This is a genomic window from Frigoribacterium endophyticum (genome assembly GCF_011759585.1).
Lineage (GTDB): Bacteria > Actinomycetota > Actinomycetes > Actinomycetales > Microbacteriaceae > Frigoribacterium > Frigoribacterium endophyticum.
Window position 1 is genome coordinate 1,142,732 of record NZ_JAAOYV010000001.1, and the last position, 16,831, is coordinate 1,159,562.

Annotated in this window: 15 protein-coding genes; 11 read left to right on the plus strand and 4 right to left on the minus strand. The window is 72.6% G+C overall.

What is annotated here, in order from left to right; translation table 11 throughout:
- The first annotated feature begins 76 nt into the window (after positions 1 to 76).
- The 5 genes from FHR77_RS05295 (at position 77) to FHR77_RS05315 (ending at position 6,057) form a co-directional block, all read left to right on the plus strand.
- Positions 77 to 991, plus strand: coding sequence for a proteasome assembly chaperone family protein (locus FHR77_RS05295; protein WP_056054517.1), 915 nt, complete (start codon positions 77 to 79; stop codon positions 989 to 991).
- A 46-nt stretch (positions 992 to 1,037) separates the two neighbouring features.
- The gene (locus tag FHR77_RS05300; RefSeq protein ID WP_167259112.1) at positions 1,038 to 2,387 is read left to right on the plus strand and encodes an MFS transporter; all 1,350 of its coding nucleotides are present in this window, start codon (positions 1,038 to 1,040) and stop codon (positions 2,385 to 2,387) included.
- 361 nt (positions 2,388 to 2,748) lie between these two features.
- Positions 2,749 to 4,041, plus strand: a complete 1,293-nt coding sequence (locus FHR77_RS05305) for an RNA polymerase sigma factor (protein ID WP_243861370.1) — start codon at positions 2,749 to 2,751, stop codon at positions 4,039 to 4,041.
- Positions 4,042 to 4,045: 4 nt separating this feature from the next.
- Positions 4,046 to 5,305: a MurT ligase domain-containing protein gene (locus FHR77_RS05310; RefSeq protein WP_056054529.1), complete on the plus strand. Its 1,260-nt coding sequence runs from the start codon at positions 4,046 to 4,048 to the stop codon at positions 5,303 to 5,305.
- Positions 5,302 to 6,057: a cobyric acid synthase gene (locus FHR77_RS05315; protein WP_167259113.1), complete on the plus strand. Its 756-nt coding sequence runs from the start codon at positions 5,302 to 5,304 to the stop codon at positions 6,055 to 6,057. The genes FHR77_RS05310 and FHR77_RS05315 overlap by 4 nt, the downstream gene beginning before the upstream one ends.
- Before the next feature lie 99 nt (positions 6,058 to 6,156).
- Here the strand turns inward: FHR77_RS05315 and FHR77_RS05320 are convergent, their stop codons facing one another.
- Positions 6,157 to 6,384, minus strand: coding sequence for a DUF7455 domain-containing protein (locus tag FHR77_RS05320; RefSeq protein ID WP_056054537.1), 228 nt, complete (start codon positions 6,382 to 6,384; stop codon positions 6,157 to 6,159).
- A 235-nt stretch (positions 6,385 to 6,619) separates the two neighbouring features.
- Between FHR77_RS05320 and FHR77_RS05325 the strand changes: the two genes are divergently transcribed.
- The gene (locus FHR77_RS05325; protein WP_167259114.1) at positions 6,620 to 8,716 is read left to right on the plus strand and encodes a DNA gyrase/topoisomerase IV subunit B; all 2,097 of its coding nucleotides are present in this window, start codon (positions 6,620 to 6,622) and stop codon (positions 8,714 to 8,716) included.
- Between the two features lie 81 nt (positions 8,717 to 8,797).
- Here FHR77_RS05325 and FHR77_RS05330 read toward each other — a convergent pair whose 3' ends face one another.
- Complete coding sequence (locus FHR77_RS05330) at positions 8,798 to 11,311, minus strand: DNA gyrase/topoisomerase IV subunit A (protein WP_243861371.1); 2,514 nt, start codon at positions 11,309 to 11,311, stop codon at positions 8,798 to 8,800.
- Positions 11,312 to 11,412: 101 nt separating this feature from the next.
- On the opposite strand from FHR77_RS05330, the gene FHR77_RS05335 reads away from it, so the two are divergent.
- A complete protein-coding gene (locus tag FHR77_RS05335) occupies positions 11,413 to 12,549 on the plus strand; it encodes an alkaline phosphatase family protein (protein WP_167259115.1) in 1,137 nt (378 codons plus the stop codon).
- Between the two features lies 1 nt (position 12,550).
- Here FHR77_RS05335 and sepH read toward each other — a convergent pair whose 3' ends face one another.
- Entirely contained in the window at positions 12,551 to 13,723 is a 1,173-nt protein-coding gene (sepH, locus tag FHR77_RS05340) for a septation protein SepH (protein WP_167259116.1), read from the minus strand.
- Positions 13,724 to 13,920: 197 nt separating this feature from the next.
- Between sepH and FHR77_RS05345 the strand changes: the two genes are divergently transcribed.
- Entirely contained in the window at positions 13,921 to 14,211 is a 291-nt protein-coding gene (locus FHR77_RS05345) for a DUF4193 domain-containing protein (RefSeq protein ID WP_056055877.1), read from the plus strand.
- Here the strand turns inward: FHR77_RS05345 and FHR77_RS05350 are convergent.
- Positions 14,186 to 14,641: a DUF3093 domain-containing protein gene (locus tag FHR77_RS05350; RefSeq protein ID WP_167259117.1), complete on the minus strand. Its 456-nt coding sequence runs from the start codon at positions 14,639 to 14,641 to the stop codon at positions 14,186 to 14,188. The genes FHR77_RS05345 and FHR77_RS05350 overlap by 26 nt on opposite strands.
- Before the next feature lie 38 nt (positions 14,642 to 14,679).
- Between FHR77_RS05350 and dut the strand changes: the two genes are divergently transcribed.
- The 3 genes from dut to FHR77_RS05365 are packed head-to-tail and all read left to right on the plus strand — an operon-like array spanning position 14,680 to position 16,719.
- Entirely contained in the window at positions 14,680 to 15,180 is a 501-nt protein-coding gene (gene dut, locus FHR77_RS05355; protein WP_056054554.1) for a dUTP diphosphatase, read from the plus strand.
- Positions 15,177 to 15,896 (plus strand): DUF3710 domain-containing protein, encoded by a 720-nt coding sequence (locus FHR77_RS05360; protein WP_082514344.1) that lies wholly within the window; start codon positions 15,177 to 15,179, stop codon positions 15,894 to 15,896. Before dut ends, FHR77_RS05360 begins: the two co-directional genes overlap by 4 nt.
- 13 nt (positions 15,897 to 15,909) lie before the next feature.
- A complete protein-coding gene (locus tag FHR77_RS05365; RefSeq protein WP_056054557.1) occupies positions 15,910 to 16,719 on the plus strand; it encodes a DUF3159 domain-containing protein in 810 nt (269 codons plus the stop codon).
- The last annotated feature ends 112 nt before the right edge of the window (positions 16,720 to 16,831 follow it).

Genomic DNA, 16,831 nt, shown 5'->3' on the forward strand with positions numbered 1-16,831 from the left:
CTACCGACGGCGCTGTTCGCTCTCGGCACGCGCCGGCGGCCGGGGAGGCGACCCCGGGGTGTCTAGGCTCGATCACATGCACGACCCCGCCGGCCTCTACGACCTCGCCCCCGACTCCCACGACGTGCCCGAGGGCCTGCCGCTCGTCGCGGGGCTCACCGGCTTCGCCGACGCGGGCTCCGCCGTCAGCCAGCTCGGGCAGTACGTGCTCGACACCCTCGACCACACCCTCGTCGCGACCTTCGACCCCGACGAGCTCCTCGACTACCGGGCCCGACGTCCGGTGTTCACCTTCGACCAGGACCACGTCGCCGAGATCACGACCTCCCCGCTGTCGCTGCACCTCGTGCAGGACGACGTGGGGCAGCCGTTCCTCTTCCTCTCCGGGTTCGAGCCCGACTTCCAGTGGCAGCGCTTCACGGCGGCGGTGGTGGGCCTGGTCGAGCGGTACCGCGTGTCGACGACGACGTGGGTGCACTCGATCCCCATGCCCGTGCCGCACACCCGCCCGCTCGGGGTCACGGTCAGCGGCAACCGGGCCGACCTCATCGAGACCCTCTCCGTCTGGAAGCCCGTGACGCAGGCGCCCGCCAACGCCCTCCACCTGATCGAGAAGCGGCTGCACGACGACGGCCACCCGACGGCAGGCTTCGTCCTCCTGGTGCCGCACTACCTGGCCGACACCGAGTTCCCCGACGCGGCCGTGACCGCGCTCTCGAGCATCAGCGCGGCCACCGGACTGATCTTCCCGACCGACCGCCTCCGCACCGAGGGGCGCGACTTCCTCGTGAAGGTCGACGAGCAGGTGCACGGCAACCAGGAGCTGTCGCGGCTCGTGACGACCCTGGAAGAGCGCCACGACACGTACATGGAGGGCAACCCCCTGCCGTCGCCCCTCACCGACCAGGACGGCCAGGTCCCGTCGGCCGACGCCCTGGCGGCCGAGCTCGAGAAGTTCCTCGCGACGCGCCGCCCCGACGACGAGGGCTGACTCCCGCTCCGTGCCGGGGGAGGAGCGGGTCGGGTAGGTTCGTCGGGTGAACTCCGCGCGTGCCTGGCTGGTCTGGGGCACCGCCGTCCTCGCGTACGTGGTCGCCGTGCTCCAACGGTCCTCCCTCGGCGTCTCGGGCGTCGAGGCCCAGCAGCTCTTCGGCATCTCTGCCGCCACCCTCTCCACGCTCGCCGTCGTGCAGCTCGCCGTCTACGCCGGGCTGCAGATCCCGGTCGGCGTCATGCTCGACCGCGTCGGGCCCAAGGCCCTGATCGTGACGGGCGGCGTCCTCCTTGCAGTGGGGCAGGGCGTGGTCGCCCTGTCCCCGCCCGTGATCGGCGTGGCCGTGGTCGGTCGCGTCCTGGTGGGGGCCGGCGACGCGATGACGTTCATCTCGGTGATGCGGCTCCTGCCGGCCTGGTTCCGCGGGCCGATCCTGCCGCAGGTCTCACAGTGGACGGGCAACATCGGCCAGGCCGGGCAGGTGCTCTCGGCCCTGCCCCTGTCGCTCGTGCTGCACTCCGCGGGCTGGTCGCCCGCCTTCCTCAGCGCCGCGGCGCTCTCCGTGCTCGCGGTCGTCCTCGTCGTCGCCGTCGTCAGCGAGTCCCCGGAGGGCCGCGACCGCGACCGCGCCGTGCTCACCTGGCGCGAGGCGGGCCGGCAGCTCGGCGAGAGCGTGAAGCGGCCGGGCACCCGCCTCGGCTTCTGGTCGCACTTCGTGACGCAGTCGTCGGGCACCGTCTTCTCCCTCCTCTGGGGCGTGCCCTTCCTCGTGGGCGGGCTGGGCTTCACGAGCGGACAGGCCTCGGGCCTCCTCACCGTGCTCGTCGTGTCGGGCGTCGTGGCCGGGCCGGTGCTCGGCGTCCTGATGGCGCGCTTCCCGCTGCGCCGCTCGGCGCTGGTGCTGGGCATCGTGACCGTGCTCGGCGTCGTCTGGACGGTGCTGCTGGCCTGGCCCGGGGTGCCCCCGCAGTGGATGGCGGTCGTCCTGGTCGTGGCCCTCGGCGTGGGAGGGCCCGGCTCGATCATCGGCTTCGACTTCGCCCGCACGTTCAACCCCCTGCGCAGCCTGGGCGTCGCGAACGGGGTGGTCAACGTCGGGGGCTTCCTCGCGAGCTTCGTCATGATGTTCCTCATCGGCGTCGTCCTCGACCAGGTGGACGCCGCACGGGTGGCGTCCGGGCAGCCGAGCGACCTCTTCGCGTTCGACTCCTTCCGGGTGGCCTTCCTGGTGCAGTACGTGGTCGTGGGCGGCGGGGTGGTCGGCCTGCTCCTCGCCCGCCGCGGCACGCGTCGTCGCCTGCACCTCGAGGAGGGGATCCAGGTCGCTCCGCTCTGGGTCGCGCTCGACCGCCGCTGGCGCGAGGCGCGGCGTCGGCGGCGAGGTGGCGCCTGACGCACGGGCGTCCGCCGAGGGCGCACCGCGGGGGCGCCCGCGTGTCGAACGGCTCGCCCGGGCCGTGCAATAATGGTCGAAGGACCCGTTCGTGTCCTCGCACACCGTCCGCCGTGAGGCGCGTCACCGCGAGGACTTGACATGGGTCCTAGTACTGCCCGAAATCCTGCACCATCTCCCGCGCGCCCCGTGGCGTGCGAGACCACAGCGACATCGGCCCGCCACCAGGGCCGATCCGGTCGGCCCGCCCCGCGGGCCGTCCGCCCAGAAGCAAGGCCGACCGACGTCAGGGCGCCGGTCGACACGTCGAGACGCCGCGCCGCAGCCTCCCCGACGCAACCGACGATCGAAAGGTGTTCGCATGGCTACTCGCAGCAAGGCGACCACGGCCGCCCCGGCCGTGTCCGACGAGGGGACCGAGCCCGTGTCCCCGGCCACGGAGGCGGCCGAGACCGCCGCCGCGGCCCCCGCCAAGAAGGCCCCGGCCCGCAAGGCCCCCGCGAAGAAGGCCCCGGCCAAGAAGGCTCCCGCGAAGTCGACGAAGGCGGCGGCCGGCGAGGACGCCCCCGACGACGAGGCCGAGGTCGAGCCCGTCGAGGTTCCCGCCGACACCGAGGCCGACGCCGCCGACGAGACCGAGGGCGACGCCCCCGCGAAGGCTCCCGAGGTGCTGCCCACCGGTGCCCTCGTCATCTCGCAGGACGACGACGACGAGATGCCGGTCTACTCGACCACCATCACCGGTGCGACGGCCGACCCCGTCAAGGACTACCTGAAGCAGATCGGCAAGGTCGCCCTCCTCAACGCCGCCGAGGAGGTCGAGCTGGCGATGCGGATCGAGGCCGGCCTCTTCGCGGAGGACAAGCTCTCGCACAGCACGGGCCTCAGCAAGGAGCTCGAGCGCGAGCTCCGCTGGGTCGCCCGCGACGGGCAGCGGGCCAAGAGCCACCTGCTCGGCGCGAACCTCCGCCTCGTCGTGAGCCTCGCCAAGCGCTACACCGGTCGCGGCATGCAGTTCCTCGACCTCATCCAGGAGGGCAACCTGGGCCTGATCCGTGCCGTCGAGAAGTTCGACTACACGAAGGGCTTCAAGTTCAGCACCTACGCGACGTGGTGGATCCGCCAGGCCATCACCCGCGCCATGGCCGACCAGGCCCGCACCATCCGCATCCCCGTCCACATGGTCGAGGTCATCAACAAGCTGGCCCGCGTGCAGCGGCAGATGCTGCAGGACCTCGGTCGCGAGCCCACGCCCGAGGAGCTCTCCCGTGAGCTGGACATGACGCCCGAGAAGGTCGTCGAGGTCCAGAAGTACGGCCGCGAGCCCATCTCGCTGCACACGCCCCTCGGCGAGGACGGCGACAGCGAGTTCGGCGACCTCATCGAGGACACCGAGGCGGTCGTCCCGGCCGACGCGGTCGGCTTCACCATGCTGCAGAAGCAGCTGGAGTCGCTGCTCGACAGCCTCTCCGAGCGCGAGGCGGGCGTCATCCGCATGCGCTTCGGCCTCGGAGACGGGATGCCGAAGACGCTCGACCAGATCGGCGACACCTTCGGCGTGACGCGCGAGCGCATCCGCCAGATCGAGTCGAAGACGATGGCCAAGCTCCGCCACCCGTCCCGGTCGCAGTCGCTCCGCGACTACCTCGAGTAGACCCGTGAAGTACGTCATCCCCGTCCTGGCCGGGCGCCTGGTCCGTGCCGCGGCCCGGCTCCGCGGCGGCGGCTCGGCCTACCCGGGCCGCACTGTCCTGACGCTGGCGCCGGACTTCCTCAGCCACGTCGCGTCGCAGTTCGAGCAGGGCGTCGTCTTCGTGCTCGGCTCCAACGGCAAGTCGACGACGACGATGATGCTGACGGAGACGCTGCGGGCCCACGGCCTCTCGGTCTTCACCAACCCGACCGGGGCCAACCTGCCCCAGGGCATCGCGTCGGCCTTCCTCCGCGAGGTGACGGTGACCGGCCGTGTCAAGCACGACATCGGCGTGATCGAGGTCGACGAGGCCTTCGCGGTCGAGCTGACCCGGTCGCTGCACCCCTCGACGGTGCTGATGCTCAACGTCCAGGTCGACCAGCTCTACCGCTTCTTCGAGACGGAGCGCGTCGGCACGATGATGACCGACACGGCCGCGCTGGCGACCACCGCCGTGGTCACGAACCGCGACGACCAGCACCTCGCGCCCTACGAGGCACGCCCGGGGCAGACCGTCACCCGCTTCGGCGCGGCCCCCGACGTCGTCGAGGCGTCGCCCAACGGCCTGCAGAACGCCCACGACTTCAGCCGCGAGGCCGACGGCGGGCGGTCGGCCGACAGCGAGGTCCTCTCGCTCTCCGGCGACCGAGCCACCATCTCGGTCGGCGGCACCACGGTCGAGGTCAGGCTGCCCGCCCGCGGCCTGCACTACGCCGTCGACGCCGCGGCGGCGCTGCAGACCGCCTCGGTCGTCCTCGGCCGACCCGTCGACCCGGCCGCCGTCAGCCGGGCGTTCGAGTCGATGAAGCCGGCTTACGGGCGGGGCGAGCGCATGTCGCTCGGCGCCGATGAGGCGGAGTTCATCATGTTTAAGAACGCCGCGAGCCTCCAGCTGAACCTCGACGCCCTGCCGCAGGACGTCGAGCAGGTCATGCTGGCGATCGACGAGGGCACCCCCGACATCTCGTGGATCTACGACATCGACTTCTCGCACCTCGACCACGTCGACGTGCTGGCCGGTGCCAAGGCCTGGCAGCTCGCGCTCCGTCTCGAGCACGACGGCATCCCCGTGCACGTCATCGAGGAGGACATCTCGAAGGCCATCCGGCTCATGCGCCGGCTGCCCTCGCCGAGCGACCACACGAAGCACTTCGTGACGAACTACGAGCAGATGATGCTGGCCCGTCGAATCCTCGGCCACCCCGACCTGGAGAAGACCGCGTGAGCAGCGACACCCTCCGCCTCGTCCACCTCTACCCCGAGCAGCTCGGCGTCAGCGGCGACCGGGGCAACGTGACGGCCCTCGTCGAGCGCGCCCGCCGGGCCGGCATCGAGAGCGAGGTCCTCGAGTACAGGGTCGGCGACGCGGTCCCCACGGTCGCCGACGTCGTGCTCGTCGGCCACGGCCCGCTCTCGGGCGTCCGCGCCGTCAGCGAGGACGCACAGCGCCTCCGCGACGCGCTGGAGGGCTTCGCCGCGTCCGGCGTCCCCGTCGTCGGGGTGGGCGGCGGCATGGAGCTCCTCAGCCACGGCGTGCAGACGACGGAGGGCGAGACGGTGGTCGGCATCGGCTTCCTCCCCGGCACCGTCCGTCGGGGCGCGCCGCGCCGCACGAACTACTTCCAGGTCACGACCGAGCACCTCGGCGACCCGCTGACGCTCTTCGGCTTCGAGGACCACGCGGCGCACGTCGAGCTCGACGCCGACGCGGAGGCGTTCGCCACCGTCGTCCACGGCGGCGGCAACGGCGACGGTCGCTCCGAGGGGATCCGGCGGGGCGCCTCCTTCGGCACGCAGCTCAAGGGCCCCCTGCTCCCGCTCAACCCGGCCCTGAGCGACCGCCTGCTGCGGGCAGCGCTCACGCGCCGGAGCATCTCGTACCACCCGTCGGCCGCGCACGCGAAGCTCGACGAGTACGCCGCGGCCTCGCAGCGCGTCATCCGCGACAACCTGGAGCGCTCGTTCAAGGCGATGTGACCCGAGCGCGGGCGACCGCACGACGAAGGGCCCGTGCCGGGTGGCACGGGCCCTTCGTCGTCACGGGCCGGGGCGTGCCCGGCCGGTAGTCGTGGGTGGTCAGCTCGCCGTGAGCTTGGCGCTCTCGTCGAGCCACTCGACGGCGTCGGGCTGCAGCTTGTCCTTGAACTTCGCGCCGTGGTGGGCGCAGAAGAGCAGTTCGCCGCTGGCCATGGTCGCGCGGACGTAGGCCTGGGCTCCGCAGCTGTCGCAGCGGTCTGCGGCGCTGAGCTGGTACCGGGAGCCGAGCTCGTCGACGGCGGTGGTGTCGGTGGCCATCTGAGTCATGGGGTGCTCCTCCTGACGGTGGTGCTGTGGGTGGGTGACACTCATCAAAACACGCGCGCGGCGAGCACGGAGCACATTGCGCGGGATTTCGCTCCGCGCGTAGCGGAACGGCCCCGGGAAGGGGGCCTCGCGGGTGTCGACCCGGCCGTATCGGGGGCTCTCGTTAAGATGGACCGAGCCCACCGCCTCCGGATCCCCCGGTCGACGCGGTCGGCTCAGCGTCAGGAGATCCCCGTTGGCCACGTCTGATTACTCGGCTCGACACCTTTCCGTCCTCGAGGGGCTCGAGGCGGTGCGCAAGCGACCCGGCATGTACATCGGGTCGACCGACTCCCGCGGGCTGATGCACTGCCTGTGGGAGATCATCGACAACTCCGTCGACGAGGCGCTCGGCGGCCACGGCGACGCCATCGACGTCGTCCTGCACGCCGACGACAGCGTCACCGTCCGCGACACCGCGCGCGGCATCCCCGTCGACATCGAGCCCAAGACCGGCCTCACGGGGGTCGAGGTCGTCTTCACCAAGCTGCACGCCGGCGGCAAGTTCGGCGGTGGCTCGTACGCCTCCTCGGGCGGCCTGCACGGCGTCGGCGCCTCCGTCGTGAACGCCCTGTCGGAGCGGCTCGACGTCGAGGTCGACCGCGACGGCGTCACCTGGGCGATGTCGTTCCGCCGCGGGGAGCCCGGCACGTTCGACGACTCCGGCGAGCCGACGCCCGACGCGCCCTTCACGCCGTTCGTCTCCGGCAGCGTGCTGCGCCGGGTCGGGAAGGTGAAGAAGGGCGTGACGGGCACGCGCATCCGCTACTGGGCCGACCGCCAGATCTTCACCCGCGGCGCGAGCTTCCAGCCCGACGAGCTGTTCGGGCGGGCCCGCCAGACGGCCTTCCTCATCCCCGGCCTGTCGCTGCGCATCCGTGACGAGCGGCCCGGCTCGCTGACCGACGGCGGCTTCCCCTCCGAGAGCACCTTCCGCTTCGACGGCGGCATCAGCGAGTTCGTCGAGTTCCTGGCGCCCGACACGGCCGTGACCGACACCTGGCGGATGACGGGCCGGGGGAGCTACACCGAGACCGTGCCCGTGCTGACCGAGGGCGGTGCCATGGTCGCCACCGAGCTCGAGCGCGAGTGCGAGGTCGACATCGCGCTGCGCTGGGGCAGCGGCTACGAGACGGTCTTCCGCAGCTACGTCAACATCATCGCGACGCCCAAGGGCGGCTCGCACCAGGCCGGCTTCGAGGCGGGCCTGCTGAAGTTCCTCCGGCAGCAGGTCGAGGCGAACGCCCGTCGACTCAAGGTCGGCACCGACAAGGTCGAGAAGGACGACGTGCTGGCGGGGCTGACCGCGGTGCTCACCGTGCGCCTCCCCGAGCCGCAGTTCGAGGGCCAGACGAAGGAGATCCTCGGCACCCCCGCCGTGCGGGCGATCGTCGCCGGCGTCGTGGCCGACCAGTTCGGCGAGCTCTTCGGCTCGTCGCGCCGGGAGGACAAGGCGCAGACGGCGCTCGTGCTCGACAAGGTCGTCGCCGAGATGAAGTCCCGCATCGCCGCTCGGGCCCACAAGGAGACGCAGCGGCGCAAGAACGCGCTCGAGAACAGCTCGCTGCCCGCCAAGCTGGTCGACTGCCGGTCCAACGACGTCGCGAACAGCGAGCTCTTCATCGTCGAGGGCGACTCGGCCCTCGGCACGGCCAAGCTGGCCCGCGACAGCGAGTTCCAGGCGCTGCTGCCCATCCGCGGCAAGATCCTCAACGTGCAGAAGGCCTCGGTCAGCGACATGCTCTCCAACGTCGAGTGCGCGTCGATCATCCAGGTGCTCGGGGCGGGGTCGGGGCGGTCGTTCGACCTCGACGCGGCGCGCTACGGCAAGGTCATCATCATGAGCGACGCCGACGTCGACGGAGCCCACATCCGGACGCTGCTGCTCACGCTCTTCTTCCGGTACATGCGCCCGATGATCGAGCAGGGGCGCGTCTTCGCGGCCGTGCCTCCCCTCCACCGGGTCGTGGCCATCAACGCCGGCAGCAAGCCGAACCAGACCATCTACACGTACTCCGAGCAGGAGCTGAAGGGGGTGCTGGCGGGTCTCCGCCGGAGCGGCAAGCGCTACCAGGACCCGATCCAGCGCTACAAGGGCCTCGGCGAGATGGACGCCGAGCAGCTCGCGACCACCACGATGGACCGCAAGGGGCGCATGCTGCGCCGGGTCAGGGTCGACGACGCGGAGAACGCGGCGCGGGTCTTCGAGCTGCTGATGGGCAACGACGTGGCCCCCCGCAAGGAGTTCATCATCGACGGGGCCGGCCTCAGCCGCGACCGCATCGACGTCTGACGCCGCCGCCGGGGTCGGCCCGACCGCTCGCCGCGGGGGAGCCCCGCCGGCCTGGCCGGGCCGGTGGCTGCCCGTCGTCGGTCACTCGACCGGCTCGGCCCCGGCCTCGGCCCCCGTGGCCGAGTCGGTGACGTGCGCGACCGAGGCCCCCACCGACGCGACGACGGCCGGGAGCGGTGCCCCCGAGGCGTCGCGCCGCACGAGCTCCTCGGGCAGCGAGCGCACGGCGCCGTCCGCCGCGACCGCCCGGGCGGGGCCCGGCCCCACCCAGGCGAGCGAGAGGCCGCCTTCTCCCTTGAGGAGGGCGTGGGCACGGACGCCGCCGGTCGAGCGGCCCTTGGCCGGGAACTCGTCGAAGGCGCTGAGCTTCGCGCGGCCGGGGTCGACGCCGTCGATCGAGGCCGCACTCGTCGACACCGTCGCGACCACCGCCTCCTGCCCCTCCGGCACGGCCCCGAAGAAGAGGACGCGGGCGCTGTCGGGCAGGCTGACCCCGGCCACGCCGCCGCCTGCCGGTCCCTGGGGCCGGACGGACGCCGCGGGGAACCGGAGCAGCTGGGCGGCCGACGTGACGAAGACGAACTCGTCGTCGTCGGTGCCCTGCGCCACGCCGACCACCGAGTCGCCCGGCTTGAGCGTGACGACCGGGAACTCGGGCTTGGCCGGCCACTGGCCGGGGGCGACCCGCTTGACGACGCCCCGTGCCGTGCCGAGGGCGACCGGGCGGTCGGCGGTGAGGGAGACGAGCGCCAGCACCTTCTCGGTGGCGTCCGGCAGCCCGAGGTACTCGCGCACCGGGACGCCGGCCCCGAGCTGGACCGAGGTGGGCGGGACGGAGGGCAGGTCCACCGGCGTGAACCGGATGAGACGACCGGTCGACGTCACGGCGCCGACCTCGCTCCGCGTGGAGGTGTCGATCGACGAGAGCACCGCGTCGTGACTCGTGCGTCGGGCCGGGGGAGTCGGGGCCGCGGAGCCCGGCTCGGGGTGGTCGACCCTGAGGAGGCGCCCGGTCGTCGAGAGGAACACCCGCGTGGGCGTGTCCGCGATCTCCAGCACCGGAGCCCCGCGTCCACGCCCGGCCGTCGCGACGCTCGGGGCGGCCTCGGTGAGCAGGGTGCGTCGCGGGGTGCCGAACTGCTCCGCGATCTCCGCGAGCTCGGACGACACCAGCGCGCGCAGCCGGGCCGGGTCGGCCAGGAGGGCGCGGAGCTCCTCGATGGCGGCGACGAGCTCGTCGCGCTCCGACTCGAGCTCGATGCGGCTGAACTTCGTGAGCCGGCCGAGGCGCAGGTCGAGGATGTACTCGGCCTGGATCTCGCTGAGGTCGAAGACCTCCCGGAGCCGGGCCCGTGCGGCGGCCGAGTCGTCGCTCGTGCGGATGACCTGGATCACCTCGTCGATGTCGAGGATCGCGACGAGGAGCCCCTCGACCAGGTGGAGGCGGTCTTCCTTCTTGCCCAGACGGTGGCGGCTGCGGCGCGTGACGACCTCGAGGCGGTGGCCCACGTAGACCTGCAGCATCTCCTTGAGGCCCAGCGTCCGGGGCTGGCCCTCGACCAGGGCGACGGCGTTGATGCTGAAGCCGTCCTCCAGGGGCGTGTAGCGGTAGAGCTGCTCGAGCACCGCCTCGGGGCTGAAGCCGGTCTTGATGCCGATGACGAGCCGGAGCCCGTGCGTGCGGTCGGTGAGGTCGGTGACGTCGGTGATTCCCGTCAGCTTCTTCGCCTGGACGCCGTCCTTGATCTTCTCGATGACCTTCTCCGGGCCGACGAGGTAGGGGAGCTCCGTGACGACGAGACCGGACTTGCGGGCGGTGATGCTCTCGACCTGGACCTTGGCCCGCGTCTTGAACGAGCCCCGCCCGGTCGCGTACGCGTCGCGCACCCCGGCGAGCCCGGAGATCGTGCCGCCGGTGGGGAGGTCGGGGCCCGGCACGAAGGCCATCAGGTCGTCGAGGCTCGCCCCGGGGTGGTCGATGAGGTGCCGGGCGGCACCGACGACCTCGACGAGGTTGTGGGGCGCCATGTTGGTCGCCATGCCGACGGCGATGCCGCTCGCGCCGTTGACGAGCAGGTTGGGGAAGGCCGCGGGCAGCACCTCGGGCTGCATGAGCTGGTTGTCGTAGTTCGGGACGAAGTCGACGACGTCCTCGTCGAGGCCCCGGGTCATGGCCAGGGAGGCCTCCGCCAGCCGGGCTTCGGTGTAGCGCGGGGCGGCGGGGCCGTCGTCGAGGGAGCCGAAGTTGCCGTGGCCGTCGATCAGCGGCACGCGCATGGTGAACGACTGGGCCTGGCGCACCATGGCGTCGTAGATCGCCGTGTCGCCGTGGGGGTGCAGCTTGCCCATCACCTCGCCGACGACGCGGGCGCTCTTGACGTGCCCGCGGTCGGGGCGGAGCCCCATCTCCGACATCTGGTAGAGGATGCGACGCTGGACCGGCTTGAGGCCGTCGCGGGCGTCGGGCAGGGCCCGCGAGTAGATCACGGAGTACGCGTACTCGAGGAACGACCCCTGCATCTCGAGGGAGACGTCGATGTCCTCGATCCGCTCACCGTCGCTGGCGCTGCTCATGTCGTTCGTCGTCGTGGTCATGCACTTCTCGGGGGAAGGAGGCGCGGGGCGCCTCGGCGGGGCCGGCACCCGGCTGCGGGGCGGCGGGACCGGCCAGACGGCGCTGTGCCAGACTGGTGCCGATGACGACCATCGTACCGGCGCGCCCGACCGGAGCCGTGAGCCTGGCCGACGTCCTGGAGTCGTCCGTCGCGGCCCTCACGGGCCAGGTCGGCGCCCTCCCCCTCCCCCCCGCCCGCTCGGCGATCCTCCTCCTCGTCGACGGCCTCGGCTCGGCCTCCCTGGGGGCCCGAGCCGGTCACGCACGCACCCTCACGGGCCGGAAGGGCAGCATCTGGTCGGGCTTCCCGACCACGACGGCCGCTGCCCTCGCGACGCTCACGACGGGCGCGCTCCCCGGCGAGCACGGGCTCGTCGGCTGGTCCGTCCTCGACGCGGAGAACGACCGGGTCGTCAAGCAGCTCTCCGGCTGGGACGACCGGATGCGCCCGAGCACGTGGCAGCGCCGGTCGACCGTCTTCGAGCGCAGCGCCGCGGTCGGCGTCCGCAGCTTCGCGGTCGGGCCCCGTCGCTACGCCGCCTCCGGGCTCACCGAGGCGATCCTCTCCGGCGCCGAGTACGTCACCGCCGAGACCGTGGCCGAGCGCTTCGCCACCGCGCGCTCCCTCGTGGCCGCGCCCGGCGCCTCCCTCGTGTACCTCTACGTGCCCGAGCTCGACATGATCGCCCACCGGGCCGGGTGGGAGTCGGACGAGTGGACGGCGGCCCTGGAGGAGCTCGACGGAGAGGTGCGGCGCCTGGACGAGGCGCTCGGCGCCGACGAGGGGCTGCTCGTCACGGCCGACCACGGCGTGCTCGACGTGGCCGAGAAGGGCCGCGTCGTCTTCGGCGGCCAGGCCGCGCTCGTCGACGGGGTTCGCCACGTGGCGGGGGAGCCGCGCTGCCTCCAGCTGCACTTCGAGCCCGACGCGAGCGACGGCCAGCGGGCCGCGACCGTCGCGGCCTGGCGCGAGGCGGAGTCGCACCGTTCCTGGGTCGTCACCCGCGAGGAGGCGGTGGTGGCCGGCTGGTTCGGCCCGGTCGACGAGGCGGTGCTGCCTCGCATCGGCGACCTGCTCGTCGCCGCCCGCAAGGGGGTCGTCTACTACGACGGCCGCTCCACCGGCGGTGCCGCGGGCAGCATGATCGGCCAGCACGGGTCCTGGTCGAGCGAGGAGACGCAGGTGCCCCTGCGCCGGTTCGGGGCCTTCGCCCGCTGAGTCAGGCGGGGCCCTCGTCGTCCGTCCGGGCACCGAACACGATCTCGTCCCAGCTCGGCATGGACGCGCGCCCCCTGCCCTTCTTCGGCGGGGTGGTCGTGGCGGAGGTCGGGATCGGGTCGCGACCGCGGCCTCGACGGGCCGAGCCGATGGACCGGGGCTCGGCCGGGGCGGGGGCCGGCGGGTCGACCTGCTCGGTCTCGTCGTCCCGGGGGGCGGGAGGGGCGCCCTCGGGCAGGCCGAAGTCGGTCAGGGGGACGTCGATGACCCGCATCGACCCCGTGGACGGGTGCGCCGAGCGCTCGTCGTCCGTGAAGCGGGCGGCCTCGCGCTCGCCCCGACGGCGGCGCAGGGCCTCGAGCAGGTCGGCCGTCTGGGCCTGCGACGACGGGGAGGTCGGGGCGGAGTCGCGGTTCGTGGCGGCCAGGGAGGCGGCGGACCGCGGGTCGACGCGGGGGCGCTCGGCGGCCGGGGACTCGACGACGGTGTCGTCGACGACGTCGGAGCGGTCGGGGGCGATCTCGAAGGCGCCGGTGTCGAAGCGGCCGCCGGCGTCCGACTCGGCGTCGGAGGAGTGGCCCACCGCGCGGAGGCGCGGGACGAGGGGGCCCGGGTCGGCGGAGTGGCGGGACAGCACGTGGGCGTCGCCCGAGTGGGGCGCCAGGGCGGTGCGCTTGGGGTCGAAGCGCCAGACGGCGTCGCGGGCGACCTCCTGGGTGACGTAGGAGACCCGCACGACCCAGCCGTGCTCGCCGTCCTTGTAGCTCGTCCACTCGCGGTCGGTCGCGTCGGCGGCGTCGAGGCGGGACTCGATGACCGCGCCGAAGGTGCCGGAGCCCGTGGAGGGAGCCACCTCGGTGGCGACGGAGACGGCCACGCGGAGGGCCGTCTCGAGGACGAAGGCGCGCTCCGCGAGGACGGGGCCCTCGAAGCGGTGGACGAACTCGACGTCGGCGCCGGTGAGCGCGGCGACCTCGGCCGACGAGAGCCCGGAGCGCACGAGCGACTGGATCTCACGCGGCGGGGCCTTGCGCGTCGTGGCGGGCGTCTCGCCGCTCGCCGTGCGCAGCTGCGCGCGCAGCGAGTGCGTGACGGGGAGGCGGTACTCGACACCGGCGTCGGTGGTCAGGAGGAGCGCTCCGTCCTCGACTCCGTTGACCCTCAGATCCTGCATGTGGCACGCCTTTCGCCGTCGTGTTCCCGGGAGAAGAATCGCACGTCAGAGGCCGTCTGCCGGGAATGCGACGGGCGTGCCGCGGGTTCCACCGAGGCGGCCGAGAGGCCCCCCGCGGCGGGTTTGCTATTCGACAACGAGTGATGCAAACTGTGCCCGCCGAATCGGGCAACGATCAACACGAAGACTGGATGGGCATGGCCACCGACTACGACGCACCTCGCAAGAACGACGACGACTCGGAGTCGATCGAGGGCCTCAAGGAGCGCACCCCTGACAAGACGACCGGCGTCATCGACGACGACGCCGACAACCCCGGCTCGTTCGAGCTGGCCGGGCAGGACCTCTCCGACCTCGACCTCGACGTCGTCGTCCTCCCTCCCCAGGTCGACGAGTTCACCTGCGTGGAGTGCTTCCTCGTGAAGCACCGTTCGCAGCTGGACCACGAGACCAAGCTGGGCGCTATCTGCCGGGAGTGCGCCGCCTGAGCTCCTCCACCCGGCGCACGACCTCGTCAGGTCGTCGCGTCGACACCAACCAGTAAGGAGCGGGGTCGGAGTCGTCGGTCAGCGTGATCTTCACGACCGGCCCCACCCAGCCCCGGAAGAGGGTCCAGGCTCGCGCGTCGAGCCCGGGCCCTCTCTGCGTGGTGGCGGCGGAGCCCGTGAACCCCGTCACCTCGCCGATCTCGTCGGGGTGCAGCCGGGCCCGGCCGGCGTGGAACCCCTCGTCGTCCACACGGACGACCGGCGAGCTGACCACGAGCGCCACGACCGCGGCCGCGTAGAACAGCACGGCCACCACGACGCCCACGACGGGGTCGATGGGCAGGAAGACCAGCAGGGTCGCGGGCACCAGGAGCGCCGAGGCGAGGAAGACGGTGAGCGGCGGCAGCAGCCGTTCGCGGTAGGGGTTCATGGGTCCATTCGACCAGACTTCTGCACTACCCTCGACACGTGACCCAGAGCCTCGACGTCCCCCTCACGGCCCGGAGGTCGCCCGCCGACCCGTCCACGGGCACGGCCGCCGTCGACCACACGCCGCGGTACGCCCACCCGGGCGACGCCGGCGCAGACCTCCTCGCGAGCGAGTCCGTCGTGCTCCTGCCCGGCCGTCGTGCCCTGGTCGGCACGGGGGTCTCGATCGCCCTGCCCGAGGGCCACGCGGCCTTCGTCATGCCCCGCAGCGGGCTCGCGGCCAAGCACGGCGTGACCGTCGTCAACAGCCCGGGCACCGTCGACGCGGGCTACCGTGGTGAGATCAAGGTCGCGTTGTTGAACACCGACCTCGAGGCCGAGCACCACGTCGCCGTCGGCGACAAGATCGCCCAGCTCGTCGTCATGCCCGTCGTCCGGGCCGAGTTCCTCCCCGTCGACGCCCTCCCCGAGAGCGTCCGCGGCGAGGGGGGCTTCGGCTCCACGGGCTACGCACACACCACCGGAGGCACCGCATCATGAGGAAGTCGAAGCGCGAAGCGCAGCAGCTGGCCACGACCGAGGTCGAGGTCGAGACCGCTGACCTCGACGACGTCGAGGTCAGCATCGAGTCCCTGGAGGACGCGGAGGTCGAGGTCTTCGACGACTCCAAGTCCGCTCCTGCCGACCGTGCCGACACGGGCCCGCTCGACGAGACCGAGGCCAGCCCCGTCCGCCCGTACGTCGACCTGGGCGGCGTGAAGATCCTGCCGCGCGACGGCCTGCACCTTCGCCTCGAGGTCGAGGAGGGCAGCAAGCGCGTCGTCGCCGTCGGGCTCGACTTCGCGAAGTCGACGCTCCAGGTGCAGCCGTTCGCCGCCCCCCGCAGCACGGGCCTGTGGAACGAGATCCGCGAGCAGATCACCGAGCAGATCCAGCGACAGGGCGGCACCACGGCCGAGGTCGACGGCCCGTTCGGCCCCGAGGTCAGGGCCGAGATCCCCGTCATGGGCGGCGACGCCAGCACGACCCGCCGAGCCCGCTTCATCGGCGTCGACGGCCCCCGCTGGTTCCTCCGCGGCGTCATCGCCGGCGAGGCGGCGGTCGACCCGGAGGCCGCGGAGAAGATCGAGGAGCTCTTCCGGAGCGTCGTCGTCGTCCGCGGCAGCACCCCGATGGCCCCGCGTGACCTCATCCCGCTGACCATGCCGAAGGCCGGCCCGACCGACGCCCCCAGCACGACGCCCTCGCGCGTCTGACGCGACCGAGCCCGTGAGCACGCCCGGCCTCGGCGACGCCGACGACCTCCGCGCGACCGGCACGCCCGTCGGCGACGGCGAGGCGTCGCCTCTCGACGACCCTCGCGTCTCGCTCTCGGCCCAGCTCCGCTCGGCGGCGCAGCGTGCCGGCATCGGGCAGGTCGCGCCCGGCGAGGTGCCCACGGCGTCGGCGCTCCTCTCGGCGATCGGCGGCGTCCGCGGCCTCGTCGAGTCGATCGTCCCCGGCCTGGGCTTCGTCGTCGTCTACGCCGTGACGCGCGACGTGCTCCCGTCGGTGCTGATCCCGGTCGTCGTGGCCCTGGCCTTCGTCGTCGCCCGCGCCGTGCAGCGGGGCCCCGTGGCCCAGGCCCTGGCCGGCGTCCTGGGCATCGCGATCTCCGCCGCGATCGCCCTGCTCAGCGGTCGCGCCGAGGGCAACTTCGTGCCCGGGCTCGTCATCAACGCCGTGTCGCTGCTCGCCCTCCTCGCGAGCGTCGTGGTCCGCTGGCCGCTGATCGGCGTCGTCGTCGGCCTCCTGACCAACGAGGGCTCCGCCTGGCGCGGCGACCGCGCCAAGCGTCGCGTCCTCACCCTCGCGACCGTCCTGTGGGCGGGGCTCTTCGCCGCCCGGCTGGCGGTCCAGCTCCCGCTCTTCTTCGCGGGCCAGATCACCGCCCTCGCGACCCTGAAGCTGATCATGGGCGTGCCCCTCTACGCGGGCCTGCTCTGGGTCACGTGGCTGCTCGTGCGGACGGTCTACCGCGGCCGAGCCGAGGCCGAGGTCGGCGACGCGGCCGCCGAGGGCGATCCGCAGCGCTCCTGACCGCTGTTCCGCGACTCCTGGTGGTACCGTTGTCTCGACATCGAGATACATCGACGGCCACGGCCGCTCGCGGTCGATCGACTTAGGCTGGCCTCGCTGGTGCGGCTCCGGG

Coding starts and splice junctions, on each gene's coding strand:
- FHR77_RS05295 (WP_056054517.1), top strand. CDS start 77: ATGCACGACCCCGCCGGCCTCTACGACCTCGCCCCCGACTCCCACGAC.
- FHR77_RS05305 (WP_243861370.1), top strand. CDS start 2,749: ATGGCTACTCGCAGCAAGGCGACCACGGCCGCCCCGGCCGTGTCCGAC.
- FHR77_RS05320 (WP_056054537.1), bottom strand. CDS start 6,384: ATGACTCAGATGGCCACCGACACCACCGCCGTCGACGAGCTCGGCTCC.
- FHR77_RS05330 (WP_243861371.1), bottom strand. CDS start 11,311: ATGACCACGACGACGAACGACATGAGCAGCGCCAGCGACGGTGAGCGG.
- FHR77_RS05335 (WP_167259115.1), top strand. CDS start 11,413: ATGACGACCATCGTACCGGCGCGCCCGACCGGAGCCGTGAGCCTGGCC.
- sepH (WP_167259116.1), bottom strand. CDS start 13,723: ATGCAGGATCTGAGGGTCAACGGAGTCGAGGACGGAGCGCTCCTCCTG.
- FHR77_RS05345 (WP_056055877.1), top strand. CDS start 13,921: ATGGCCACCGACTACGACGCACCTCGCAAGAACGACGACGACTCGGAG.
- FHR77_RS05350 (WP_167259117.1), bottom strand. CDS start 14,641: ATGAACCCCTACCGCGAACGGCTGCTGCCGCCGCTCACCGTCTTCCTC.
- FHR77_RS05360 (WP_082514344.1), top strand. CDS start 15,177: ATGAGGAAGTCGAAGCGCGAAGCGCAGCAGCTGGCCACGACCGAGGTC.